This is a genomic window from Novosphingobium resinovorum (assembly GCF_036352595.1).
GTDB lineage: Bacteria > Pseudomonadota > Alphaproteobacteria > Sphingomonadales > Sphingomonadaceae > Novosphingobium > Novosphingobium resinovorum_B.
This window is the reverse complement of record NZ_JAZFAX010000006.1, coordinates 61,762-86,952: the sequence shown is the minus strand read 5'-3', so window position 1 is coordinate 86,952 and position 25,191 is coordinate 61,762. Positions and strand designations below refer to the sequence as shown.

Sequence of the window (25,191 nt, the reverse complement as noted above, 5' to 3'; positions counted from 1 at the left end):
CTGGCCCTGCTGGTCCCGACGGTCCAAGCGGTCCCACTGGTCCTGCTGGTCCCGACGGTCCGAGCGGCCCCACTGGCCCGACTGGTCCCGGAGGCCCGAGCGGTCCCACTGGTCCTGCTGGTCCCGACGGCCCGAGCGGCCCCACTGGTCCGACTGGACCCGGAGGCCCGAGCGGCCCCACTGGGCCGACTGGTCCCGATGGCCCAACGGGTCCGACGGGCCCGACCGGTCCTGGGGGCCCGACTGGCCCTGGTGGTCCGACCGGCCCGACCGGTCCGACCGGCAGCTACACCGGTCCGGTGGCGGGTGTGGGCATCGGTGGCACGCCGATCCTGGGCCCCAGCGGCTCCGGCACGCTGATCGACGTCAATGTGGCGCCTGATACCGCCACGTCCAACGGCGGCACGATTGCCGTGGATGTCCTCACCGGTGACGGTCATGTGGTCAATGTCGCGCTGCCGACGACGACTGCGCAGACGCAGCAGGCGCTCGCTCCGGTCGGCTCGCTCGCCGGTGCCCTGCTGGGCGATCAGGTCGGCTCGACGGTGACGCAACTGACTGACGGACTGGCGCCGACCGTGGCTGGCGTGACCTCGACCGTTAGCCAGGTTACCACGCCGCTGCTCAATACCGTGGATGCGGTACTGGCGCCGGTGGTCGGTTCGAATGGCCTGCTCGGTCCGGTGACCGGACAACTCGGCGGGCTGATCGACGGCCTCACCGGGAGCCTTCCCGGCGGCGGCTCCGGTTCGGCCCCGTCCTACACCGGACCGCTCGTCGGCCTCGATCTGGGCAACAATGTCCTGACCGGGCCGAGCACGAGCGGCACGCTGGCGGGCGTCAACGTCCTGTCGGACAATCCAGGGCTGGTCTCCGGTCAACTGGTGACAGCCGATGTGCTGGCCAACGGCAATGTCCTCGACGTGACGCTGCCGACTACGGCGGCAGGCGTGGCGCAAGGGCTTGCCCCGGTGGGGAACCTCGCCGGTTCCCTGCTCGGAGCGCAGGTCGGTGCCGGGGTCACCCAGCTGACCGATGGACTGGCTCCCGTGGTGGCGCCCGTCACCAGCGTGGTCGATGCCGTGACCTCGCCGGTTCTCGATACGCTCAACGGTACGCTCGGCCAGGTGGTCGGCGGTATCGGGTCGGGCGGCACCGGAGGAACTGGTGATGTCCTGGCTCCGGTTACCGGCCTGGTCGGCGGCTTGCTCGGCGGCACTGGCGGCACGGGCGACGTGCTCGCCCCGGTGACCGGTGTGGTTGGCGGCCTGCTGGGCGGCACCGGAGGTACGGGCGATGTCCTGGCTCCGGTGACCGGCCTGGTTGGCGGCTTGCTTGGCGGCACCGGCGGTACGGGTGATGTGCTGGCTCCTGTCACCGGCGTGGTCGGGGGCCTGCTGGGCGGTACTGGCGGTACGGGCGACGTGCTCGCTCCGGTCACCGGTGTCGTCGGAGGACTCCTCGGCGGTACGACCGGCGGGGATACCGGAGCGGGAAGCGTACTGGCGCCCGTGACTGGCGTGGTCAGCGGGCTCCTGGGGAGCAGCGGTGGCGGCGCCGGCGCCGGCAACCTCCTCGCTCCGGTAACGGGTGTCGTCAGTGGCCTGCTGAGCGGCACGGGGACCGGCGCTGGCACGGGCGGAAGCACCGGCCAGGTGCTCGCTCCTGTCACGGGGCTACTGGGCGGACTGCTCGGGGGTGGTTCGGCCAACTGAGGGCTGAGACTGGCGTGTCCGTCTCTTTGTTGCCCTCCCCCTGGCCGGACACGCCGCAGCCTGGCCTCGGAAGCGAGGTCAGGGGGAGGGGGTGGCCCTTACCGTGGGCCACCCCCTCCATTTCCCGAATATTCGAACTGAAAGGGATCGAATCGTGACCAATGACACCATCCGCGCTCGCGAACTGCTTCGTATTGCGCTCGAACTGCTGGACAACGAGGGCGCACTGGTTGCCGCCGCGATGATATCGGGCGCGATCAACGTGTTGGACGGAGCGGCCGAGCCCGCCGCGACTCTATCCGGAACCCGTTCCGGACGGCTCATGCGAACCCGCACGGCCGCCAACGACTGCCGCAGCTGCGCATGATTAGGCGATCCGTGTGGATTATTTTTCATCGTTATTGATTTGGAAACGGAAAACAACCTAGGTGGTAGTAACTAGGACCAGATCGACGAATTCTGGACTGGGGGACGGGAAATGAGAACCGCATGAGCGACAGTCACGCCTTGGTGTTGTTGATCGACGATGTCAGTGCGATCGTCGAGGAGTTGCTCACGTTCATGGAGCTTCACGGAATTCCTGCCATCGGCGTTTCCGATCTGGATCAGGCGGTATCCGCGCTCGAGACGAATGCGAGTATTCGCGTCCTTGCCTGCGACGTGCGGCTGGGGCGCGAATCCGGACTTTCGATCGTCGGCCGGATTCGCGAACACGCGCAGCTTAGCGAGCGTGAGTTCGGCTATTTGTTCATCACCGGCGATCAGATCCAGCCCGATCCGGCGCTGGTGATGCCGGAGCACCTCGTTCTGACCAAGCCGGTGCAGCCGCAACTGCTGATAGGTACTCTCCAGCAGATGCTCGGTCGCTTCGCCGAAACCTCGGATCATGCAGGGGGCGTGCAATGAAGCCCAACGAGATTACCCAGCGTGACATCGACAAGTGGACCCGGTGTTCGCCGAGCAGCCAGCTCTGTCGGCCGGCGGATGCCGCCATGTCGCAGGGATGCGGCGGGATCGACCAGAGCGAGGCTCTTCAGCTTTTCGATACGATGGCGGCCAGGGCGCGGCTCGCGGATCTCGGGCAGCAAAGTTCGGCGCTGGCGCACGAGTTGCGTCAGCCCCTGTTCTCGATCGCCATTGCCAACGAGAACCTGCGCATGATGCTGGCGCTCGGCAACATGATGCAGCCGCAGCTGACCAAGGCGGTCGAGCGGATCGCGGAGCAGGTGCAGCGAGCGCAGACGATCATAGATCACACGCTGGCTTATGCCGCCGGCAAGACCGGCGGGATGGTGAGCGCCGACCTGGGCCTCGCCGCGCGCAACGCGCTGCGGTTCCTGCAGCCGCTGTTCGATGCGAGCGGCATCGAAATCGACGAACGGAATGCGCATGTCCGCGCCGAAGTGGGGCTGTGCCAGATCGAGGTCGAGCAGGTCTTCGTCAACATCCTGCGCAACGCCGCCGAGAGCATCGAGGCCCGGCGCGAGGCGGGATGGCAGGGGACTGGTCGCATCGCGCTGCACATCGCCGTCGAGAGCGGCAAGGTCCATTGCACGGTGGCCGACAATGGCGCCGGGCTTTCGAAGGATCTCGGGCAGTCGGCGTTCCAGCCGTTCTTCACCACCAAGCCGCGGGTCGGCACGGGGCTTGGCCTGCATATCTGCCGCCAGGTTCTGGGCCGGATCGGCGGCGCCGTGGAACTCGTTCCAGGCGATACCGACGGGGCAAGGGTGGAAATCGTGCTGCCTTTGGTCGAAAGCGACTGAGCGCGTCGGCCTGACGGTGCTCGTCCTTCAGATATCGTCGCGGCCGAGGCGGATGACGAAGCGGACCGGTTGACGGCCCCGCACAAGGCAGCGGAACTCGCCGTCGGCGTCCAATGCGACCTGCTCGACCAGCCAGAGAGTTGCCTCGTCGATGCGTCGGCCGGGCATCGGGCGGCGCTGTTCGTCGATGCATTCCACGGTGATGACAACATGCGCGGGCGTGATGCTCGCGTGGAGTTGTACTTCGCCGCGAAGCTTGCTGCCGTCGCGTCCCAGGAAGCTGCCGAAGGCGCTCAGCAGCGCGGCCACGGCCATCATCTGCAGGGCACCGTACTGGGCCGGTACCAGATGATCGAGCGCATTGCCGCGCAGATGGACGGCGACACCATGGTGGCGCACGTTCGACTTGGTGGTCGCGATCGCGCATTCCAGAGCGCTGCGCACGGTCAGCGCTCCATCGCCGTCGCGGCCGTCCCGTCCGAACCAGCGGAACAGGCTGAGGATGTGCGCGGCGCCTTCGGTATGCGTCGCGATCCGGCGGACCCGCTCCTGGACCTGCTGCCGGCTCTCCTCGTCGATGTCGAGGTGGCTGAGGATGTACTCCATGTTGGCATTGGCCATCGAGATGACGTTCAGCGGCTGGGCAAGGTCGTGCAGCATGCCGCTGGTGATGCGGCCCAGCAGCAGATCCCGGGTCACTTCCACCATGCCGCCGTCGCCCCAGGCCAGTAACCGGGCGTCCACGACGGCGAGGTGGCGGGCGATCCCGGCGCCGATGAAGGCGGCGGAAAGGGTGGCGCCGAGGGCCAAGGCGATGCCGATCGTGTCTCCCAGAAAGGAATAGAGACTGAGGCACAAGGCGCCGAGCACCATCGCGGCCGGCCATGACCAGCGTGGAGCCTGCAGCAAGGCTGGCGCCAGTCGTCTCGGGACGAGGAGCGCGCTGGTGAGCAGTGCGAGGTCCATCCAGTAGAACGGGGACTGGAGGACTTCGGGCTCCACCAGCGACCCCGCTCCGAGCAGGAGAGCGGTCCCCAGGGTCAGCATCGAGCGATGCAGGATGAACAGCGCCCCAGCCGAGGCCGCGGCGATGACCCCGGCCCCCGGCGCGTGCGGCGCGGAGAGGCCCAGGAGCAATGCGCACAGAGCCGTCGCCGCAGGGTACAGCGACGTGCTGTCCTCCCCGCCGCGGCCCTTGCGGGACCGTTTCGGCCACCAGGTTATGGGCAGGCCCTCCCTGCCAGGGTGCGGCACTGTCGAACCACCTCGACAAGGCACCGACCCATCTTTCCCACGCGCGTCAAACTTGTCTCCCCACCTTCGAGATACCGATGATGGCAAAAGCGCCGAGCGGCCCCATGGCTCCCGGCGCCAATGCGCAAAACTTGCCTGACCTTGCGAAATTATCCTGCATATCCGTGGGATATGGCTTAAAGTCGCCGGAAGATCGATGCTGGGCAACGGCGTTCTCGAACATGGTCTTCTTATTGCCTTGGCCTTTGGCACAAGTCACGAAAAGAACCGAAGCGAAGGTTACTTGAAAGCCCCTAGAACTGGGCAGTGTCCCGTATTCCGGGGCGATTGCGCCATAGGCCCCCCGATCGAGCTGGAGCTGCGCCAATGCGCGGAATTCTGCGGTCTCGGTGATCCCCTCGCATTGGCTTCTTCTCCATGAACGCTCGAATCCACGACGCGCTATCATTCACGAATGGAGACGAACCTGTCCCGGCAAGGAACGGTTCGCTCTTTTTCGGGGCGCCCGGGGCATTGCCCCGTTTGCGTAAGCGCAATGGCAAGAGGGGAATTGCATGCGCCTGGGTTCGAAGGCGAAACTGACGATTGCCGTCGGGCTGGTAGCAGCCGTGACGTTCGGCTTTCTCGGCGTTCGCGAGCTTGGCAGATCCGCCAAACCGCGCGTTGTGCCCGCACCGGGCCAGATCGCGGTGACGTCGCAGCCGTCGGGCATCGTCCTGGCCACGACGACACGGGACGTGCGGATCGGAGAGACGATCACCGCCGACATGATCCGCAACGCCGCTTATGATCCTGCTCGCTTTCCAGGCGCCGCAACGCCGGCGGAAGTGATCGGCCGGGTCGCCACGCGCGACATCGGAGCCAATACGCTCATCCCGCGCGAGGCGTTGCAGCAGGAAGGCAAGCTGGCGATCCGCGTGCCGGTCGGCATGCGCGCCATCAGCATCGACACCACCGCCGAGATCGCCGTGGCCGGGCTGGTTCGCCCGGGTGACCGCGTCGACGTGCAGGTCGTCTATCCCGGTGAGGATTCCATCTCCGGTGCGCGCGGCAATGGCCGCAGCCGTTCCACCACGCTGCTGCAACTGGTGCCGGTACTGGCCGTTGGCGAGGTCGTGGTCGGTGCACCGGTCAAGGACGGTGTCACCGGCGAGGTCTCCGCGCCGCCGCCGCCCGCGCGCAACGTGACGCTGGCGCTCAGCCCGCAGCAAGTGTCGGAGCTGTCGCTGGCGAAGAGCACCGGTGCGCTCTACCTCTCGCTGCGCAATCCCGAGGACAAGCAGGAAGTCGCGACCGCGCAAGTCGCCTCCATTCTCGAAGCACCTTCGGCGGCGGCAAGACCGGCGCCTGCGCTCGCCGCCGCGCTCCCCTCTCGCGCGGCGGCGGCGCCACCGGTTCAACCCCGGCGTAGTGCGCCTGCCCCCCACGCGATCGAACTGGTGGTCGGCGGTGAACGGAAGACGATCTATTCGGGGAGCACGGGGCAATGAGCGGCGGGATCAACAGGATGCGTGCGGCCGGGCTGCTCGCCTGCGCCGCCGTCGCCGTAAGCGCGCCGCAGTTCGCCGCTGCGCAGGACCAGCGCACGCTGGACGTGGACGAGGCCCGCACGCTGACCTTCACCCGCTCGATCGGGCGGGTAGAGGTCAACCGGGACAACGTCATCGCGGTATCCTCTCCTACCGCGCAGTCGCTGCGGGTGACCGGGCGCGGCGCAGGCGACGCGGCGCTGAGCGTCTACGCCGGCGACGGCACGATGATCGGCCAGACGCTGTTCCACGTCACCCCGCCGCCGCCGGCCTATGCCACTGCGGCGGGACCACTGCGGGCGGGCGAGAAGATCGTCGCGGTCGACGTGCAGTTCGCCGCCGTATCCTCCTCGACGCTCAAGGCCTTGGGCTTCAGCTTCGCCAAGCTTTCGGGCGACCTGCAGGGCGCGATCGTCACGCCTTCCGCGCTCAGTTCCTATTCGTTCAATCCCACCAACTCGACGGACGTGACCAACCGGGGCAGCAGTTTCACGACGACCAATTCGTCGCCGATCCAGAGCGCCTTCAACCTGTTCCTTTCGGCGCGCAAGCTGGGCGTCGGCGCGGTGCTGAGCGCGCTGTCCTCCAACGGCCTGTCCCAGCTGCTGGCGCAGCCCACGCTGCTGGTCCGCTCGGGCGAGCAGGCGAGCTTCCTGGCGGGCGGCGAGTTCCCGGTCCCGGTCCCGCAGTCGAGCGGCGGCAACGGCAACACGATCTCGATCCAGTACAAGGAATTCGGCGTGCGGCTGAACGTAACGCCCTATGTCCTGTCCGAGAACAACATCGTGCTCAAGCTGGCGCCTGAAGTCAGCGAGCTGGACTATAACAACGGCGTGCAGTTGCAGGGCTATACGGTTCCCGGCATCCGCCGCCGCTCCACCGAGACCACCGTGGAACTGGGCAGCGGGCAGAGCTTCGTGATCGCCGGCCTCAACTATTCGAACAGCACCGTCACCAAGGACAAGGTGCCGTTCCTGGGCGATCTGCCGATCCTGGGCGCCTTCTTCAAGCGGCAGCAGAACCAGAAGGAACGGCAGGAACTCATCATCGTGGCGACGCCGCGACTGGTCGAGCCCACTGCGGTCAAGCCCGACCTGACGGCGGCGGGCGACGCGGTCGATCCGGGCATCGGCCAGATGATCATCGGCAACGACGGGGTCGAGAAATCGGTCAAGTCCTTCGGCGTGGTGAGGCGCTGAACATGGCACGCATCCATCTCCTTTCGATCGACCGCGCGCTGGCTCAGCGCATCTCCGACGCCATGGGCGCGCATGTCTCGGTCGAGCTGGCGCAGTCGCTCGACGAGGCCGAGTTCGACGGTCCCGGCATCGTCGTCATCGACCATGCCTCGATCCCCGCCGAACGTGCGATGAACTCGGTCATCGCCGAAGTTTCCCAGGTCGCGCCCGGCCGCGCGGTGGTGCTGGCGACCGAGGACATGTATGCCGGCCATGTCCTGCAGGCGATCCGGGCGGGCGCTACCGACGTGCTGCCGCGCGGCGCCGTCGCCGCCGAAGTCAGCGAGATCCTCTCGCGCGTGCTCAACACCTCGCTGGCGAGCCAGGGGCGGCTGGGCCGCTTCACGCTGGTGCTGGGTACCGATCGCGACGCGACCGCAGTGCTCGCCACCGACATGGCGCTGGCGCACAGCCTGGACGGCACCTCGACCCTGCTGATCGACTGCACGCTGCCGAGCAGCACCGCAGAGGCCTATCTCGACCTCAAGGTGGACTACGGCCTCGCCTCCGCCATCTCCGACATCGACCGGATGGACGCGAGCCTGCTGGGAGACGCGCTGGCGCATCACGAGCGCAGCGGCCTCTCGCTGCTGACGCTCGACGGCGGTACCGGTGCCGAGCCGGTGGGGATCGGCCCTGCCGATATCGTCGGCCTGATCCAGCTGCTGCGCGCCAGCTGCGGCCATGTCGTGCTGTGCGGCGGTTCGCTGCGCAACGGCGGATTGCTGCGCGAACTGGCCTCGCAGGCGCAGAGCGTCGAAGTGGTGTGCAGCCAGTCGATCCGCGAGCTGGACGCGACCCGCCGCTTGCTGGACCGTGTCGCCATCGATACCGCAAGTGCCCAGCGCCTGCGGCTGCTGGTTTGGGAGCACGATCCGCGCATCCTGCTCGACGGTCGCCGCATGGCCGATGCGCTGGATATCGACACCGTGCTGGGCGTGCCGGTCGATCGCGTGGTTCAGCGCAATGCGCTCAACGCCGGGCGACCGATGATGACCGAGCGCGACGGCGGAGCCTATGCCCATGCCATCCGCCGCGCCTGCGGGATCTCGGCGCAAGTCAAGAGCACCGGCTTCGGGATCGACCGCATGCGCCGCGCGATCCTGCGCTCGGTGGAGCGCAGCGCATGAGCCTGCTGACCAACGACTTCGCGTCCGGCGAGGGCGGCGAACTGGAGCCCAAGCGCAAGGCGGCGATCACCCAGCCCGCCGCGCAGCGCATGAGCGACAGCTACCAGGCGGTCAAGGCGCTCACCTGCACCCAGGTCATCGAGGGGCTGGAGACGCAGGGTGTTACCGCCGAGGCGCTCGACCGGCGCACGCTGCGCGGCGAGATCGAGCAAGTCATCAACAGCCGCAGCCGGCGCGGGCAGCTGGCGCTCAACAGCGCCGAGCGGCTGTTGCTGATCGAGGACGTCGAGGACGAAGTGGTCGGGCTCGGCCCGCTTGCGCCGCTGCTGCGCGACAGCTCGATCGACGACATCATCGTCAACGGCGCCAACACCATCTACGCCGAGCGTGCCGGCATCCTGGAGCGGGTCGAGACGCGGTTTCGCGACGATGCGCACCTGATGAACATCATCCAGCGCATCGTCGGACCGATCGGCCGTCGCGTGGACGAGGCCACCCCCTTCGTCGATGCCCGCCTTGCCGACGGTTCGCGCGTCAACATCGTCATTCCGCCGATCGCGCTAGACGGTCCGCTGGTCTCGATCCGCAAGTTCCGGCTGCAGGCGCTCAGCGTCGACGACTGCGTCACCGGCGGGGTGATGAGCCAGGCGATGGCGGCCTACCTGACCAGCGCGGTCCGCTCGCGGCTCAACATCCTGGTCTGCGGCGGCACCGGCGCGGGCAAGTCCACGCTGCTCAACGTGCTGTCGAGCTGCATCAGCAACAAGGAGCGCCTCGTGACCATCGAGGACGCGGCCGAACTCCAGCTGCGCCAGGAACACGTCGTCCGCCTCGAAACCCGCCCCCCCAACGTCGACGGCAGCCGCGAGGTGAGCGCGCGCGATCTCGTGCGCAACGCGCTGCGCATGCGCCCCGACCGCATCATCCTGGGGGAGGTGCGCGGCGTCGAGGCGGTGGAGATGCTGCAGGCGATGTCCACCGGCCACGACGGCTCGATGGCGACGCTGCACGCCAACACCCCGCGCGACGCGCTCTCGCGCATCGAGATGCTGCTGGGCTTCGCCGGCCAGCAGAACGACGTGCGCGCGGTGCGCCGCTTCGTTGCCAATTCGGTCCACGTCATCGTCAACATCCAGCGTCTCGCCAACGGCGCGCGCCGGATCACCTCGGTCGCCGAGGTCACCGGTGTAGAGGGCGAGGCCTATACCCTCAACGAACTGTTCCACTTCGAGGAGAACCCGCCGATGTCGGGTGAGGGGCTGCATCGCACGATGTCGCCCCGGCCCTTCCACGCGGCCCGCCTCAAGGATTACGTCAGCCCGGTCATGGACAAGGTCGCCGGGCGGGAGAGCACGGCATGGTGAAGGGCGCCGCCTATCTCCTGCTGGCGCTGCTAATCGTCGGCGCGATCCTGTGGCAATGGCTGTCCGAGCGCACGCGCGACCGGGTGGTGCTCGACCGCCGGCTGGAGGCGATCGCCACCCCTGACGCGGTGACCACGCGCCCGATCATCGCGGTGACGGTGCCCGAGCGGATCGCCCCGCTACTGGCGCAGGCGCAAGTCGAGCTGACGATCTCGACGCTGCAGATGCTGACCGGGGCTATGCTGATCGCCACGCTGATCGTGCTGCTGCTGTTCGGCCCGGCCGCGGCGGTGGTGCTGGTCGTTGGCGTGCCGATGGCGGCGCTGTCGTGGCTGCAGGGCCGCGCCCGCAAGCGGATCGATGCGCTGGCCGAGGCGCTGCCGCTCTACCTCGACGGCGTGCGCCAGTTGCAGGCGGTCGGCAATTCGCTGTCGCAGGCGCTGTCCCGCGCGCTGGCCGATGCACCTGACAGCGTGCGCAGCTACTTCGCGCCGGTCGGACGCCGCCTGGCGATGGGTGCGCCGGTGGCCGAGACGATGCAGCAACTGGCCGACCGGCTGCAGGTGCCCGAAATCTCGATGATCGCTGCCGCCATCCGCACCAACTTGCGCTACGGCGGCTCGATCGCGACGGTGTTCGGCAACCTCGCCAACATCCTGCGCGAACGCGTGCGCATCCGGCGTGACCTGCAGGCGGCGACGTCCGAGGCCAAGGTCAGCGCGCGGGTGCTGATCGCGATGCCGCTGCTGGCGATGGCGCTGCTGGTCGGCATGAACCGCGCCTACATCGAGTTCTTCATTGATGATCCGCGCGGGCGCACCATGTCGATGGTGGCGATCGGGCTGGAAGTGGTCGGCATCGTCATCATCCGGCGCATGCTGAGGCTGGCGTTCTGATGGCCGGGTTCCTGGCCATGCTCTCGCTCGTGATGGCGGTTGCCGGAGTGGGCGCGGCGCTGCTCGGGCTGCGCTGGCTGCAGGTCGATGCGCAGCTGCGCGCGCGGGTCGACGGGCGGGCGCTGGCGGCGGGCGGCGCGCCTTCGCGCGGGTGGCGCAGCATGCGCGCGCCGCGCGCGCTGCTGGCGCAGGGCCGCGACCGCGACGAGATCGAGAAGCGCCTGCGCGCCGCCGGCTATTTCGAGCCCGGCGCACTCGACATGTTCGTGGCGCTGCGGCTGGGCGCGGCGCTGGCGGTCATGCTGGCGTCGATGACGGCCTGCTTCGTGGCGACCGGCAATCCGCTTCGCCCGATCTTCCCGACTTTCGCGCTTACCGGCCTGACGTACATCGGCGCCAAGTACGCGCTGCAGATGCGCGCCACTTCGCGCGAGCGGACGCTGACCGCCGAGTTCCCGTTCCTCCTCGACCTCATGCTGATGATGCTGGAGAGCGGTGTCTCGCTCGACCAGTGCTTTCGCGGCATCGCGCGCGACGAGCGGGTCGCGGTACCCAACCATGCGAAGCTGGTGGCGATGCTGGTGGACGACCTCGATCGTGGGCAGGACTATCAGGTCGCGTTCGACCGCTGGGCCGCGCGCGTCGCCGTCCAGGGTTCGCGCGAGTTGGCGGCGCTGTTCCGGCAGTCGCTGTTCCAGGGCATGGAGCTGGTGCCCGCGCTGCGCGAGTTCATCCGTGAATTCTCGCAGCGCCGCGTCGCGCGCGCCCGCGAGCAGATCGGCAAGATCACGGTGCGGATGGTCGTGCTGATGCTGGTCTTCTTCATGCCGGCGCTGTTCATCGTGCTCGCCGGCCCCCCCGTCGCGACGATCTTCGACACCTTGCGGAGTACCGGACGATGAGACGTCACCTGCTGCTGCCCGTAAGCGCGATGCTGGTTCTGGCTGCCCAACCGGCCGCCGCGCGGTCGTCCGAGCGCAAGGATGCCGAGGCGGACCAGGACACCGCATCGACCGGCGCGCTCTATCTCACGCTCATCCGCGAGGCGCGGGCGAGCGGCCGGGCGCGCGCGGCGCTGGCCTATCTCGACGATTTCGATCGCACCCACGCGGGCGACGCCGAGGCGCGCGTGCTGCGTGTGAACTGCCTGCTCGATCTCAACCAGGTGGAGGCGGCGCGCGCGGCGCTGGGCCGCATCCCGTCGGGCGATCGCAGCGGTCCGGCGCTGGCGGTGCGCGGCCATGTTCTCGCGGCCGAGGGGCAATGGCCGCAGGCGGCGGTGCAATATGCGGCGGCGCTGCAGGCGAGCCCGGCGGATGCCTTCATCACCAATGCTCTGGGCTACGCCCGGCTGCGCTCAGGCCAGGCGGCCGAAGCGGTCGAGACGCTGCGCTCGGCGCACGATCTGGCACCGGACGACGAAGTCGTGCGCAACAACCTGATTCTGGCGCTGACGATGACCGGGCGCCTTGCCGAGGCGGACGGCCTGCTCGCCACCGCCGGCGACGCCAAGGCCAAGGCACAGCTGCGCCAGCAGGTTGCGGGCGAGGTGGCGAAGCTCGCCTCGGCCGGGGCCGGCGCCGGGATCAGCGGTGGTGCCGGAGCAGGGAGGGCGGGATCATGATCGCGCGCATCCGGCGTCTGGGCGAGCGGCTGCGGCGCGACGAGCGCGGCGCCGTGGGGCCGGCCGTGGCGGTGCTGGCGGTGCCCCTGATGCTGTGCGCCGGGCTCGCGCTCGACGTGGCGCTCTATTACAGCGGCAACCGCGAACTGCGCATCGCCACCGAAGCCGCGGCGCTGGCGGCGGCGATGGAGCCGGGACGGGCCGACGTGCGCGCGCGCGACTACCTCAAGCGCAACGGCTATTCGGATACCTCGATCCTCAAGAAGGTCGAGCTGGGCTACTACTGCGCGGACCGGGACAAGGCCTCGGGCTCGCGCTTCTCGCTGACGGCGGATGGCTGCGCGGGGAGCCTGCGCGGACAGAACGCGGTGCGGCTGACCACGCAGCAGAAAAGCCGCCAGTTCCTGCTCGGCCTGCTGGGCCGCGCCAGCCCGATCCCGGCGCTTGCCGCGACGGCCAGCGCCTCGCGGATCGACGAGGCGGGCGTGGCGGTAAGCTCGGACATCCTGAAGCTCAGCGGATTGACCGGATCGCTGATCGACCTGGTCAACACCCTGCTGGGTGCGCTGCTCAATCTCAAGCTGACGCTGACCGATCCGGACATTCGCGGGCTGATGTCGGGCAACGTCGATGCGGGCAGGTTCTTCGACGCGCTGGCGAAGAGGGCCGGGCAGACCGGCACTTATGCCGAGATGATGACCAAAAGCTACGGCATCAAGGACATCGCGCTGGCCGCCGCCGACGCCGCCTATGCGCCGGCGACCGCGACGGCGCTGCGCAATTTCGGCGGCATGGTGAACAACACCTACCAGGTGCCGTTCTCGGCGGGCGGGGTGCCGCTGTTCGGCCTCGGCGTGTGGAAGAACATGCCGGTGGGCGAGGCCGACGTGAAGCCGGCGCTGCGTGCAGGCCTCAACGCCTACCAGCTGATCGCCTTCGCGGTTCAGGCCGGGCCGGGCGCGATCGATCTTTCCAACCTGGTCGGCCTCGCCATTCCGAACAGCACCGTGCGGCTGGCCGCCGTGGCGAACGGACCGATGGCGCAGCCGCGTTTCTCCTTCGGCGCGCGGGGGGAGGCGGGGGTCTCGACCTCTCAGGTGCGGCTCAAGCTGAATGTCGGATTGCCCGATATTTCGCTGCTGGGCAATGTCATCGGGATCAAGTCGGTACCGGTGCTGATCGACATCGCGCCAGCGACCGCCGTGGTCAGCGACATCGCCTGCAGCGGCAGTACCGAGCAGATCAACGATACCCGCGTGACGGTCAACACGACCAGCGGCCTGGTCCGGGCCTATATCGCGGAAGTTCCCGATTCGGTGATGTCCAAGCAGATGCCGGCGCTGCCGACGCCGACGGCGGCCAATCTCATCAATCTGGACCTGACCAACGTGCTGGGCATCAACGTGCTGAGCGTCAAGGCGAACGTCAAGGTCGTCGCCGGTGATGTGACGGGTGCTTCGGGGCCGCTCTATTTCGGGCCCAACGATGCCGGGAAGATCGGCACGCCGGATACGCCCGGCCGCTCGCTGGGCTTGCGCAATCAGTCGCAGGTCGGCGCCACGCTGGGCAGCCTGATTACGCAGGTGCCTTCTGGCGTGGACGTCAACGTCAAGGTGCTTGGAGTGCTCGACCTCGGCCTCGGCAAGGGCCTGCTGGGCAGTATCGTCGGCGGCATCACCACGCCGCTGGGCGGGCTGGTCGGGACCACCGTGGGCTCCACCGTCGATCCGCTGCTCGACAACCTGCTGGCGGCCCTTGGCGTCCAGCTGGGTGACGCGACGGTATGGGTTACCGGTGCCCGTTGCGGCGTTCCGGTGCTGATATAGGAAAATCATAACGTTATTGGAGAGAGTTATGGATAAATCTCTCGATAATTAAGAAAGAATATACCTAATAACACGTATGTTGTGATTCGCAGAAAACAAGATCTGTAGGACTTTCAGTATTTATACTGATCGACTTTTTACTGAGCCGTGTTCTCCTGACGGCGGGATAGTATTCCAGGAGAAATATGGGGAGTATTTGATATGGCTAAGTCTGTTCGTAAGTTCCTGGGTCGCGTCGGCAAGGACGAGCGTGGTCTGACGGCGGTGGAATATGCCGTGCTGGGCGGCATCGTCGTGGCTGCGCTGATCGCGGTCGGCACCACCTTCCAGACCAACCTCACCGGCGCGTTCGACTCGCTGTTCGACAAGACCACCGAAGCGACCGGAAGCTAAGGGAGCAAAGACGATGCGCATGTCGGCAAGGACGCCTGTCCGCCTGCTGAAATGCGACAAGGGGATCGCGGCGCTGGAGTTCGCCCTGCTGGCTCCGGCGCTGCTGACCCTCGTGTTCTCGATCATCATCTATTCGATCTACTTCACTGCCCTGATCGGCGTGCGGCAGGCTGCGGCCGAAGGCGCGCGGGCCGCCGTGGCAGGGCTTTCGTCCGGCGAGCGGGTGACGCTGGCAACGACGCGTGCGAAGGAAGTCATCGACACCTACGGATCGATGCTGGGCGGCAAGGCCGAACCCGATATCGACGCCGGGCCGGGCACGACAGCCGGGACATTCACGGTGAAAGTCACTTATGACATGAGCGCAAGCCCGATCATGCGCTATGCCGGGTTCGTACCGCTTCCCGACAAGGACGTCGTGGCGAGCGTGACGGTCACCAACGGGGGATATTGAGATGGAAGCAGCAGGATATTTCTATCTTGCACTTCTCGTTCTGGTTCTTGTTCCGGTCGTCATCCTGCCCTGGGAAGGGCGCACGACGCCGGATTGGCTCTACGCGCTGTTCGGGGCCTGCGGGCTTGCGGGAGCGGCGGCGCTGGGCGGAACGCCGGGACTGCTGTGGGCGGTCGCGGCCGGGCTGGGTTGCCTTGGCGCGGCAAGCCTTGCAGTCACCTTGCTGCGCGCCCGTACGCGCGCGCGCATCCTCACGGGCGGGCAGATAAAGCTATTGGCTGCGGGCGCTACGTGGTTGGGAATTAACGGAACTTTCGCGATGGTCGCGCTAGCCGCGCTGGCATTGGTGCTGCTGGCCGCATTCCAGCGGGCCGGAGCCGTACGGCGCCGTCCGGACGCCTCGGCGATCCTGGCGGTGGCAATATTTTCGGTCGCGGTGCAGCAACATCTGCCGGGAATGTGATAAGGGCATTCGCAGAAATACGAATGGGAAGATGCGATGCCTAAGAGTTGGCGGACTCGCCTTGGGTCTCTTCTTGGCCCACAAACTGCTGAATTCGAGGACTTCAGTGCGGATAGCGCGGAGGAGCGATCATCAATGGCGGAAATACCCAAGGCCATCGAAGCCGGAGTCTTCCGGCAGGTCGCTCCGGTTCTCATCGTCGATGACGATACCGACTGGGGGCAGGAGTGCGCCTTCGCGCTGCGCCAGATGGGCTACGAGCCGTTCGTGGCATCGAGCGCCGAAGAGGCGCTCGTGCTGTTTCGCGAGCACGATATCTCGATCGCGATCGTCGACTACAACCTGCCCGGGCTGGATGGCATCACGCTGATCGGCCAACTGGCCCAGCATGCCGACGAGCAGGGCCGCCAGTTGCGCTTCATCATGGCCACCGGCCACGCGACGAAGGACGTCGCGATCGACGCGATGCGCGCCTCGGCGGTCGATTTCCTCGAAAAGCCGATCAGCCAGGCGGACCTGCGCCGCGCGCTCCAGCGCATCCAGGGCCTTCCCGAGGCGAACGCGCCGCGCAAGATGCTGCTCGACCGGATGTCGACGCTGAGCACCGAACTGCAGCGGCTGTCGTACCTGATGGACGAGCCGGTTCGTCCGGCCTCCGGCCCTGCGGCGATACAGCCCGCGCCTGCGGCTCCGGCGGCGAGTGCCGGTACCGCCGAGCCGATCGGTCCGGGGCAGCTCACCGGCTTCATCCGCGACCTGCTGCGCAAGGAGATGAAGCGGCGCGAGATCGGCGGCGGCGAACTGTTCGGCGATCCGACCTGGGCGATGCTGCTCGACCTGCTGCTGGCGAAGATCGAGGCGCGGCGGGTTTCGGTATCGAGCGCCTGCATCGCCTCGGGCGCGCCGATGAGCACCGCCTTGCGGCTGGTGCGCCGTCTGGTCGACGAAGGCGTGCTGCGCCGGTTGCCCGACGAACAGGACCGGCGCCGGCATTTCCTGGCGATCGACCCCAAGTTCGAGCAGCCGCTGGTCGATTACCTTTCCGACCAACTGCGCCAGCAGACGGCTTAGGCGTCAGTACGATCTCAGAGATGGCCCCGCCCATTCCTGAAGCACGAGCGCGTCTATCTTCCTGCCTTCGAAACCGGATGCGAGCATCGCGCTGGCCTTGCCCGGTGGATCATCTGTTGCGGCCTATTGAGGTCGCACTCGGGTCTGGCTGGGCAAATCCCGGCAGAGGGCGATGGGCGGATCGCCGTCAGATGATGGGGGCGTGCCCATCATCTGACGACGAAAATGGCGGCCTACCAAGGTTTCTGCGTGGCGTAGAAGCGCTTCCAGAAGTCGATCTTCGCCGGACTGGCTAGCGGCATGGGACCGAAGCGGTCACCCAATTCCATAACTTGGGGGGCATCGGCACTCCAGGCGGGCCATTGCGGCAAGCCGGGACCGTTGGGGTTGCCCGTCTTGACGATATTGGCCCAGTACGAAGACATGGTGTCAGCGATCCGGCGATCGTCCTTGGTCCAGGGCTTGTCGAGAGCGTCGAGGCTGTCGAAGGCATAAGGGATTTCCGACCCGTGGAAGGCGCCGCGCATGTCGTGTGTCGATCCCGGCATCGCGTGAGTCCAGAAGTAGGTGTGCAACGGCAGGTCATCGCCCTTGCGCCACAGCGTTCCCCACAGCCAGGTCGAGATGCGCGAGTTGTCCCGCGCCGATGCGTTGTTCTGCAGCGCCGCCTCGTCATCATTGGTTGCGGGATAAAGCTTCAGGAACTCGCCGGCCAGCTTGCCGAACTTGCGCCGGGCGCCGGCCTCGAACTGCGCGAGCGTCACCGCGCTCTGCGGCATCCCGCCGCGTGGTGGTGCGGTGTTGGCACGTAGCGCGGCGAACGCGGTCTCGGGGACCGCGCCGGTCTCGTCCTTGTTGTTACCCGCAACGTAGGCGATGTGATTCTGACCGCCCGACCGGTACGTATCCCAATAGGATTTCGGGATGACCCAGCCGTCGACGACCGGACGGAACAGCGGTGGCTTGCCGTCGCTGCCGGTTTCCACCGAGGCGTCGATTGCGGCGCTGCCCTCGATCAGTTCCTGCCACGGCATGGCGCGCAGATCGGCCAGCGTCTTGGCGCCGTGCTCTGCAGCATAGCGCGTACCGGCCTTTTCGGCCGTAGCCAGCGGTCGCCACGATACCGAGAGGTAGCGTAGCTCCGTGTCCCGCGGGTAGCGGGCATGGCTTTCGGCGATGCCGGCCCGGAACAGTCCCCTGGCCAGTGGCGACATGGCCAAAAAGCCCACCGAGCCCGCCCCGGCGGACTGGCCGCCGATCGTCACTTTGGCCGGATCGCCGCCGAACGCCGCGATGTTGCGCTGGACCCACTGCAACGCCGCGATATCGTCCAGCAGGCCGTAGTTGCCGGAAGCGTTGTGTCCTGATTCCGTGCTGAGCTCTGGGGTCGAGAGGAAGCCGAGTACGCCGACGCGGTAGTTGAACGTGACGACGACCACGCCCTTCCTTGCGAGGCCTTCGCCGTCGAACTCGGGGCTGGCGCCGGTGCCGCCGATGAAACCGCCGCCATATATCCACACATAGACCGGACGCTTCTCGCCGCTACCCGGCTTGGCGCCGGTCCAGACGTTGAGGGTGAGACAGTCCTCGCTCTGCGGCATCCCGCGCGCCATCTCGCCGCCCGGCTGCGGGCAGGCGTTGCCGAAGGCGTCGGCCTTGCGTACGCCTTCCCAGGCGGCCGGCGCCGCAGGGGGGCGCCAGCGCAGCGGGCCGACCGGCGCCGCCGCATAGGGGATGCCCTTGTAGACCGCCACTGTTGGATCACGCCCTGCGCTTCCCGCCAGCAGTCCGGTATCGACACGCACGGGCGTGCTCGCGGCAAGGGTGCCCGCCTCCGCTGCGAAAGCGGGTTGCGAGGCGAAGCCCACGACCTCGCCCGAAGCCAGCACATGGCCCTTCAATGCCGCCTTGAGCGCACCGTAGTCTGAGGCCGCCGCCTCGCTGACAAGGGTGTCGAGCGCGAAGACCTGGAGATGATAGGGATGCCGGCTCGCGTCATGAGTATGCGGCCCGGCATAGGCGGCGGCGGGACCATGGACGTTGGGACCATAGCTCGCTCCCCTGGGAAGGCTGCCAAGACCGGGGGGAAGCATGGTCGTCCCGACGGGCAGGTTGAACAGCGTCAGATGGACGCTGGTGCCTGCCGCAGTCGAACCGTCCTTGCCCAGCATGCCTTGCACGACGACGAGGTAGGAGCGTGTGCCCCGGGGGCCGGGCGACCACGATAGACCGGGAAAGCGGTTCTCACCGTATTGCGTGGCGGAGAGCGGGATTTCGCCGCCGGCACCGAAGCCGGGACTGGTGACGGTAAGCCGCGCGTTCCCCTTCGCCGGCTGCGCGTCGATCAGGAGCGCGGCGTCGTGGCCGATCGAGGTCGGCATGGGCTGCGAGGAGGCGGCAGCGGCAAGCGCGAGTGCTGCAAGCCCGGGGGCGGCGAACGGGAAGCGCATCATCAGTCCTTGTTCAGTCGTTCGCGGGCGCGAAGCGGCCCGGCTTGGCGAGCCAGTCGGCGATATGGTCGTAAGTGGTCTTCGTCGTGTCGCCAAACTCGCCGGGATGCCGTTCACAGGCCTTGCAGGTGTCGTACATGTGCGTTGCGCCCTCGACGAAGGTCAGCGTCTTGTCCTGCGACCGGGCCAGGTCGTAAATTGTCTCGGCGGCCAGATACTCCCAGTGACCGGTCATGCCCATGACCAGCAGCGGTGCGGTGATGCCCTGCACGTTGCCCGGTGGGCTGGCATAAGTGGAGGTCCAGTCCACCCCGTGCACCGAAGTGGCGTCATAGCCGAAATCGGGACCGGTACGGATGGCGTAGTTGTTGAGGTAGTTGCGCACGGTGGTCTTGAGCGCGCCGCGCATCAACGAAGGCGTCTGACTGCGCACGTTCTCCGGCACGCGCACGGTGGGCACGACTTCTATCGTCGGGCGGCCATTCGCGTGGAGCAGCGGCCAGGCCTGACGGGTATGCGCCATCAGACCGACATCCTGCGAGAACAACTTGTTGTTGCTGCCGAGCAGGATGGCGCCGGGCACCACGAACGGTGCGTCGTCCTCATAGGGGCCCTTGCCCGCCTCGATTGCGGCGAACTGGCGCCGGGCGCTGGCGATCAGCGCATTGCTGCGCGCGCCCTCGGCTTTGAGAAATTCCCGCGTGAAGCTGGCGGGGTAGTGCGATCCCGTGGCGTTGAAACCGTTCGCCGGGGCATACATGTCGAGCCGCGGATCGAGATCCATGCCGCTTGCCTCGTCCTTCACCGCCGGGTCTATGCTGAACAGCGTCATCGCCGCCAGGCCCCAGTTGGAATCGATCAGCATGACGCCGTCCGCCGGCGGCAGATGCGCAAGCGTATCCGGGCACTTCCAGATCAGTTGCGCCGCGTGGCAGGCCTTGAGGCCGCCCTCGGCGACGAACTGATAGGCGCTCATCACCGTACCGCCGCCACTGTGGCCGAGCAACACCACATGCTCGACGCCGGGCGTCTTGCGCAGCCAGGCGACCCCGCCGCCCGCCTCGACCAGCACCTGGTCGAGCATCCCGTCGTTCGACACACCCGACTTGGACGTGCTGTTATTGGCGCACAGCACGCGGTAGCCGCGCTGGGAAAGCTCGGTGCAGGCGGAAAAGCTGAGGTAATCGGCCGCAGAGTGCATCACGAACACCGCCGTGCCGGAACGCGGCCCGGGAATGGCGGGTTCGTAGAGCACTGCGGGCACGCCCTTGCCCAGGTGCACGAACGTGGTCCGGATGGCAGGCGCCGCGTCCTGCGCGGCCGCCTGCCCCGCGACCGCCCCCGTGCCAATAAGCCCGGCGACGGCCAAGAGGGCGATCTTCAGACGCTGCTTGCGCATCAGCCCTTCACGCGGAAGCCGACGAGGAACGCCCGGCCGGTTGGATCGTCCGAGAATTCGAACGACTGTCCCGCCGCGCTCTGGCCGCTGTAATATCCGCTAAGCGGCGGCTTGGCGTTGAACAAGTTGGTTACGCTTACGTAGAACGCACTATCCTGAACCTTCCACGCCGAGCCGGTGTCGAACGTCAGCGTCAGATTGGTCGTCGCATAGCTGCTCACGTAGGGGTCGGCGAAGACGTGGCTGGCCACGCCGCTACGGCGGAACTTGTTGCGGTACTTTTCGAACAGGTCGATCTTGATGGTGTCGGTCAGCTGATAACCGAGGAACGCGGAAACCTGCACGCTCGGGCTGGGCATCAGGCCGTTGGCACCCCAGCCGGCACCGCCCTGGTCCACCGTGACCGCGCCGGGCTGCTCGTAGTAGATGTGCGGCTGATAATTCACCAGCACACGCATCGACAGCGGCTGGCCGCCGAGGCGGGTCGCGTAGGATACCTCGCCGTCGATGCCATAGGTGCGGATCTTCGAGAGGTTGTAGGGCCGGATGTAGAACGCCGGCGTCGTGCCCGAGTAATTGGCCTGGATCAGGTCGCAGTAAGTGCCCGAGTTGTAACACGACTGCTGGGTCGCGGTGTTGAAGCCCTGGACGGTGGTGATCGCGTTGTCGATGATCGTGTGGTAATAATCGACCGTCAGCGTCAGACCGGGGACGAAGTGCGGCTTGTACACCGCGCCGAAGGTGTAGGTATGACCGACTTCCGCGGTGAGGTTGGGGTTACCCTCGTTGATCGACGGTGCGTAGACCGCGGTGGAGGTGGTGGACGTCGGCAGGTAGGTATAGTTGCCCCAGACCACGGTGGTCGGCTGGAACAGGTCGTAGAGGGTAGGTGCGCGGATATCGCGCGAGAGCGTGCCGCGCAGCTTGAGGTCGTCGGTGATTTCCCACACCCCGCCCAGCTTCCAGGTCCAGTAGTCGCCGCTGGTCGAATAGCTGGTATACCGCGCCGCCACGTTGAGATTGAGCGAGCGGGCCAGAACGAAGTCCTTGAGCAGCGGGATTTCCGCCTCGATCGCCGCTTCCTTCACGCTTTGCGAAACCGTGTCGCTGTCAGGGAAGGTCGTCGGGTAGAGCGCGGTGGTGGCGGTGCAATTGTAGCGCAGGCTGGTGCAGTCGGCGTAATCGGTCGGCGTGGTCGATCCCGATGAATTGAACGACAGGCGGCGCCACTCGGCCGATAGCGCGACATTGACCGGCCCGGCCCAGGTGGAGAACGGGGTACCGGAAATCGCGGCGTCGGCCGCATCCATGGTGGTGTGCGAAAGATAGGACACGCTGCCCAGCACGTAGTCGATCGCCGCCTGGCTTGCTGCCGTAGGCCCGAACAGATTGAGCGGCACGCAGTTCGAATAGGCCGAGTTGGTGAGCGAGGCGTTGCAGACGATATTGCCGGTGGCCGGATCGACCACCGCGTCAAGCGCGGCCGAAAGACGCTCTGCGTTCGGCAGGTTTTTGACCACCGTCTTCAGGCGCGACGAACCATGGGTGTAAGTGCCGTTCCACTTCCATGCGCCCAGCGAGCCCTCGATGCCCGCATTCACATAGATCTGGCGAGTCTGGGAAGTGGCAGCGATACGCGGCGCACCCGACCAGATTTCGTTCATCGTGAAAGTCGATTGGCCGGCCGCGAGCAGCTGGTCCTGGTAAGCCGTCGGCAGGAAGGCGTTCGTCGAACTTAGAGTCAGGCTCGCGAGCTGGTTCCAGCCGGTGTACGACGTGTTCTTCTTGAAGTTGCCGCCACCCTGCACGAAGACATGGACGTCGTCGGTCAGATCATAGTCGAAACGGCCGAAAACCTGGGTCGCGGTGGAGGGTGCGATCATCGATGCATCCTGGTACGCGCCATCGCCGCCGATCTGGCAGCAGGACGAGCCCGTGGAGGTACCGGTATTGAACGGAGACAGCACGCCGTTCGAATTGAAGGTCATGCCGCTCAGCGCACCCGAAGTGATCTTGCCCCCAAAGCTGTAGCCACTCAGGCGCACGTTGCTGAGCAGGGTGTAGGGATTGGTGGCGGTGCCGGCGCCCTGCAGCGAGGCCAGGTTATCCCAGCTGCGCGCGGTCGCGCGGTGCAGGATGCCGTCCGCCTCGCGGTGCTGCAGGCTCATCTCGAAATGGCCGCGATCGCCCACGTCCGTGCCGAACGCTCCACCGATGTTGCGGGTCGCGGCATCGCCGTATTGCGAGATGCCCATTTCACCGTGCGCGCGAAAGCCGTTGAACTTGCGATTGAGCACGTAGTTCACCACGCCCGAGACGGCATCTGAACCATAGACCGCCGAAACGCCGCCGGTCACCACGTCGACGCTCTGAATCAGCTCCTGCGGAATGATGTCGACATCGACGGTCGAGTTGAACAGTGTCGGCGGCACGCGGTGCCCATCGAACAGGACCAGCGTGCGGGTCGCGCCCAGGTTGCGCAGGTTAAGGACGTTGGCGTTGCCGTTGCCACCCTGTACGCCAGTGGCGTTGGAACCCGGGTTGCTGAACGAGTTGCGCGAGCCCGAGAACACCGGAAGGGTGTTGAGCGCGTCCGAAATCGTGCCGGAGGGCGCGGCGGCGAGCAGTGCGTCGGTCGCCACGGTGGTCAGCGGTGTCGGGCTGGCGGAACCGTCCCGGATGACGCGCGAACCCGTGACGATGATGTCCTGCGCGGAGGCGGCCTCGGGCTCCGCCGGAGCGGCGGCGTTCGGTGCCTCGCCTCGCCCTCGATCAGCCGACTGCGCGAGCGCTGGAAGGGCCAGGCCTACGGCGCTGACACTGGCCAAGAGCGAACACGCAACATACTTGGACTTCATAACATCCTACCCCGTTTTTTCATTCACCGGCAAGCCAGACAAGCTGCAACTCCGGGCTGAATTCGAGGCACGTTCTGACATGCAGGCCTTACATGTGGGGTATTGCTTATGCAGTCAGAGAAATAAATTTGCGCTGGGCATAACGTGATTTCGTTTGTGCAGGGCAAAGGCGGATCATCCGGGCTTGCCCAATGCTTGCCTCGCGGCGTGCCGAGGAGAGCAGGAGCTTTGCCGATCGCCGAGGTCTGCTACCGGTCGCAGCTTACGCCGTAGTCGGACACATTCGGGGCCTCGTCATCGCCCACGGTGGTGACGCCCAGCGTCGCTTTGCCCTTGCGGTAATCGAAGCGGCAATAGCCGAACCCGGTGCCCGAGCAGCTGTCCACTTCGGTCACGCCAAGCTGCGCCAGCGCCTGTTCACGCTCGTCGATGCGGTCATCGGGGCCGCCGTGGTTCACCGGCGTCCAGCCTGCCGCGATCAGCGCCTTGCGGGCGCGGGTGATGGGCATGTCGTTGATCGCCGGCACCGCGCCGCCGCAGGTCTGCTCCTCGGCGGCGAGCTTGCCGAGCACCAGCCCTCGCGCGCTCCGGCGAATGTCCGCGATCGGCGCGGGCACGATGTCGCCATGCCAGATGCGCGCGCCGTCCTTGCCGAACGGCTGGATGCGGCCGATCGTTTCCTTGCCGCCCGAGCGGGCATAGGCGATGGCGCGCAGGCGAGTGCCCTCGAACACGCCGATGTTGCCCTTGCTCACGAAGCACGAACCGCTGGTGCCCGGCTCGAACGAACCGGCGAAGCTGACCAGCTGGTATGCGCCGACCTTCGCTTCTCCGGTCACGCCCCAGCCTGCCTCGGCGACCACGCGCGCGGCGGCGGACTTCGCATCGATGACCTGCCCGGCGCATTCCGAGCGGCTGGCGGCGCTGGCGGGCGCCTTGGGCAGCTGCGACACCGGATCGAAGGCCAGTTCTCTGACCTCGGAAGTGAAACCGGCATTTTCCTCGGCCATCGCCGCTTCGGACATGACGCCTGTGGCGGCTTCGGAAGCAGGATCGCTCGCATCGCCGCCGGGAGCATGATCGCCGGCGGAACAGGCCGTCATCAGGGCCAGTGCGCTCATCGCGGCCGGAAGGAATAGCTGCTTCATCGAGAGTGTGCCTTTCAGTTCGATCTGGGGGGAGCGGCCAGCGCGGCAGTACGTGCGAGGCAGATCAGCGTCGTGACCGCGATTCGTGTGGCGATCATTGACCGGTTCCTTCCATTTCGGCCTGCCTGCGCTTCATGTGCAGCAGGAAACCGTGCAGCAGTTCGGTGGACAGGCCGTGCAGCATCAGCCGGAAGCCCGCGCGCAAGGTCGAGTGCGGGACCAGCGGATGGCCGTTGACGATCATCGCGAGGTGCTTTTCCTCTCCCGTCAGCCGCGCGGCATAAAGGCCGATGGTCTCGTCGAGCTGCAGCGAGTTCGTTGCGCGCCAGAAATCGCGGTCCGTCAGAAATATCGCGTAAGCGGGCGTGTAGCGCTCGATGGCGGTCTGCAGGTTGATCACATTGAAGCGGCCGCGCGGCAGTTCCTCCAGCTCGACATTCTCGGCGATGGCGGAGAAGTCGATCCGATGGACTTTGTCGATGTCCGTGCCGAGGCGCTCCGCCTGCGGCGAGAGGCGGCCGATATAGTCAGCCATCGCGGCGTTGGAGACCGGTTCTCCGGGCAGGAACTGCCCCGAACCGGTGACATAGGCACGCATTGAAAATGCTCCCGA

23 protein-coding genes are annotated in these 25,191 nt (G+C 66.8%); 16 read left to right on the top strand and 7 right to left on the bottom strand.

Annotated elements, in window-relative coordinates; genetic code table 11:
- The first annotated feature begins 308 nt into the window (after window positions 1-308).
- From V2S85_RS08020 to V2S85_RS08005, 4 genes are all read left to right on the top strand, one after another.
- Entirely contained in the window at window positions 309-1,715 is a 1,407-nt protein-coding gene (locus V2S85_RS08020; protein WP_330702340.1) for a hypothetical protein, read from the top strand.
- A 154-nt stretch (window positions 1,716-1,869) separates the two neighbouring features.
- Window positions 1,870-2,082 (top strand): hypothetical protein, encoded by a 213-nt coding sequence (locus V2S85_RS08015; RefSeq protein ID WP_330702339.1) that lies wholly within the window; start codon window positions 1,870-1,872, stop codon window positions 2,080-2,082.
- 122 nt (window positions 2,083-2,204) lie between these two features.
- Window positions 2,205-2,621: a response regulator gene (locus tag V2S85_RS08010; protein WP_330702338.1), complete on the top strand. Its 417-nt coding sequence runs from the start codon at window positions 2,205-2,207 to the stop codon at window positions 2,619-2,621.
- Window positions 2,618-3,481: a sensor histidine kinase gene (locus V2S85_RS08005; protein WP_330702337.1), complete on the top strand. Its 864-nt coding sequence runs from the start codon at window positions 2,618-2,620 to the stop codon at window positions 3,479-3,481. The genes V2S85_RS08010 and V2S85_RS08005 overlap by 4 nt, the downstream gene beginning before the upstream one ends.
- Window positions 3,482-3,508: 27 nt before the next feature.
- Here the strand turns inward: V2S85_RS08005 and V2S85_RS08000 are convergent, their stop codons facing one another.
- Together V2S85_RS08000 and V2S85_RS07995 are read right to left on the bottom strand one after the other, a co-directional pair.
- Window positions 3,509-4,618 (bottom strand): hypothetical protein, encoded by a 1,110-nt coding sequence (locus V2S85_RS08000; protein WP_330702336.1) that lies wholly within the window; start codon window positions 4,616-4,618, stop codon window positions 3,509-3,511.
- Between the two features lie 163 nt (window positions 4,619-4,781).
- Window positions 4,782-4,958, bottom strand: coding sequence for a hypothetical protein (locus V2S85_RS07995; RefSeq protein WP_330702335.1), 177 nt, complete (start codon window positions 4,956-4,958; stop codon window positions 4,782-4,784).
- Between the two features lie 331 nt (window positions 4,959-5,289).
- Here V2S85_RS07995 and cpaB point away from each other — a divergent pair, with 331 nt between their 5' ends.
- From cpaB to V2S85_RS07935, 12 genes are all read left to right on the top strand, one after another.
- A complete protein-coding gene (gene cpaB, locus V2S85_RS07990; protein WP_330702334.1) occupies window positions 5,290-6,225 on the top strand; it encodes a Flp pilus assembly protein CpaB in 936 nt (311 codons plus the stop codon).
- Window positions 6,222-7,463, top strand: coding sequence for a type II and III secretion system protein family protein (locus V2S85_RS07985; protein ID WP_330702333.1), 1,242 nt, complete (start codon window positions 6,222-6,224; stop codon window positions 7,461-7,463). Before cpaB ends, V2S85_RS07985 begins: the two co-directional genes overlap by 4 nt.
- Before the next feature lie 2 nt (window positions 7,464-7,465).
- Window positions 7,466-8,632 carry a histidine kinase gene (locus tag V2S85_RS07980; RefSeq protein ID WP_330702332.1) on the top strand — a complete coding sequence of 389 codons (1,167 nt, stop codon included), beginning with the start codon at window positions 7,466-7,468 and terminating at the stop codon, window positions 8,630-8,632.
- The gene (locus V2S85_RS07975) at window positions 8,629-9,996 is read left to right on the top strand and encodes a CpaF family protein (protein WP_330702331.1); all 1,368 of its coding nucleotides are present in this window, start codon (window positions 8,629-8,631) and stop codon (window positions 9,994-9,996) included. Before V2S85_RS07980 ends, V2S85_RS07975 begins: the two co-directional genes overlap by 4 nt.
- Complete coding sequence (locus V2S85_RS07970; protein ID WP_330702330.1) at window positions 9,990-10,892, top strand: type II secretion system F family protein; 903 nt, start codon at window positions 9,990-9,992, stop codon at window positions 10,890-10,892. Before V2S85_RS07975 ends, V2S85_RS07970 begins: the two co-directional genes overlap by 7 nt.
- A complete protein-coding gene (locus V2S85_RS07965; RefSeq protein ID WP_330702329.1) occupies window positions 10,892-11,794 on the top strand; it encodes a type II secretion system F family protein in 903 nt (300 codons plus the stop codon). Before V2S85_RS07970 ends, V2S85_RS07965 begins: the two co-directional genes overlap by 1 nt.
- Entirely contained in the window at window positions 11,791-12,516 is a 726-nt protein-coding gene (locus V2S85_RS07960) for a tetratricopeptide repeat protein (protein ID WP_330702328.1), read from the top strand. The genes V2S85_RS07965 and V2S85_RS07960 overlap by 4 nt, the downstream gene beginning before the upstream one ends.
- Window positions 12,513-14,342, top strand: coding sequence for a pilus assembly protein TadG-related protein (locus tag V2S85_RS07955; RefSeq protein ID WP_330702327.1), 1,830 nt, complete (start codon window positions 12,513-12,515; stop codon window positions 14,340-14,342). Before V2S85_RS07960 ends, V2S85_RS07955 begins: the two co-directional genes overlap by 4 nt.
- A 201-nt stretch (window positions 14,343-14,543) precedes the next feature.
- The gene (locus tag V2S85_RS07950) at window positions 14,544-14,735 is read left to right on the top strand and encodes a Flp family type IVb pilin (RefSeq protein ID WP_330702326.1); all 192 of its coding nucleotides are present in this window, start codon (window positions 14,544-14,546) and stop codon (window positions 14,733-14,735) included.
- Between the two features lie 13 nt (window positions 14,736-14,748).
- Window positions 14,749-15,189, top strand: coding sequence for a TadE/TadG family type IV pilus assembly protein (locus tag V2S85_RS07945; protein WP_419198173.1), 441 nt, complete (start codon window positions 14,749-14,751; stop codon window positions 15,187-15,189).
- A gap of 1 nt (window position 15,190) precedes the next feature.
- Window positions 15,191-15,652, top strand: coding sequence for a hypothetical protein (locus V2S85_RS07940; protein ID WP_330702324.1), 462 nt, complete (start codon window positions 15,191-15,193; stop codon window positions 15,650-15,652).
- A 135-nt stretch (window positions 15,653-15,787) separates the two neighbouring features.
- Window positions 15,788-16,723: a response regulator gene (locus tag V2S85_RS07935; RefSeq protein ID WP_330702323.1), complete on the top strand. Its 936-nt coding sequence runs from the start codon at window positions 15,788-15,790 to the stop codon at window positions 16,721-16,723.
- Between the two features lie 233 nt (window positions 16,724-16,956).
- Here V2S85_RS07935 and V2S85_RS07930 read toward each other — a convergent pair whose 3' ends face one another.
- The 5 genes from V2S85_RS07930 to V2S85_RS07910 all read right to left on the bottom strand — a co-directional run bounded on the left by V2S85_RS07930 (window position 16,957) and on the right by V2S85_RS07910 (window position 25,176).
- Window positions 16,957-19,173, bottom strand: coding sequence for a carboxylesterase family protein (locus tag V2S85_RS07930; RefSeq protein ID WP_330702322.1), 2,217 nt, complete (start codon window positions 19,171-19,173; stop codon window positions 16,957-16,959).
- 13 nt (window positions 19,174-19,186) lie between these two features.
- Window positions 19,187-20,572 carry a hypothetical protein gene (locus tag V2S85_RS07925; protein ID WP_330702321.1) on the bottom strand — a complete coding sequence of 462 codons (1,386 nt, stop codon included), beginning with the start codon at window positions 20,570-20,572 and terminating at the stop codon, window positions 19,187-19,189.
- On the bottom strand, window positions 20,572-23,430 hold the full coding sequence (locus V2S85_RS07920; RefSeq protein WP_330702320.1) for a TonB-dependent receptor domain-containing protein: 2,859 nt from the start codon (window positions 23,428-23,430) through the stop codon (window positions 20,572-20,574). Before V2S85_RS07920 ends, V2S85_RS07925 begins: the two co-directional genes overlap by 1 nt.
- A 248-nt stretch (window positions 23,431-23,678) precedes the next feature.
- Entirely contained in the window at window positions 23,679-24,578 is a 900-nt protein-coding gene (locus V2S85_RS07915) for a hypothetical protein (RefSeq protein WP_330702319.1), read from the bottom strand.
- A gap of 94 nt (window positions 24,579-24,672) precedes the next feature.
- A complete protein-coding gene (locus V2S85_RS07910; protein WP_330702318.1) occupies window positions 24,673-25,176 on the bottom strand; it encodes a DUF6999 family protein in 504 nt (167 codons plus the stop codon).
- Between the last annotated feature and the right edge of the window lie 15 nt (window positions 25,177-25,191).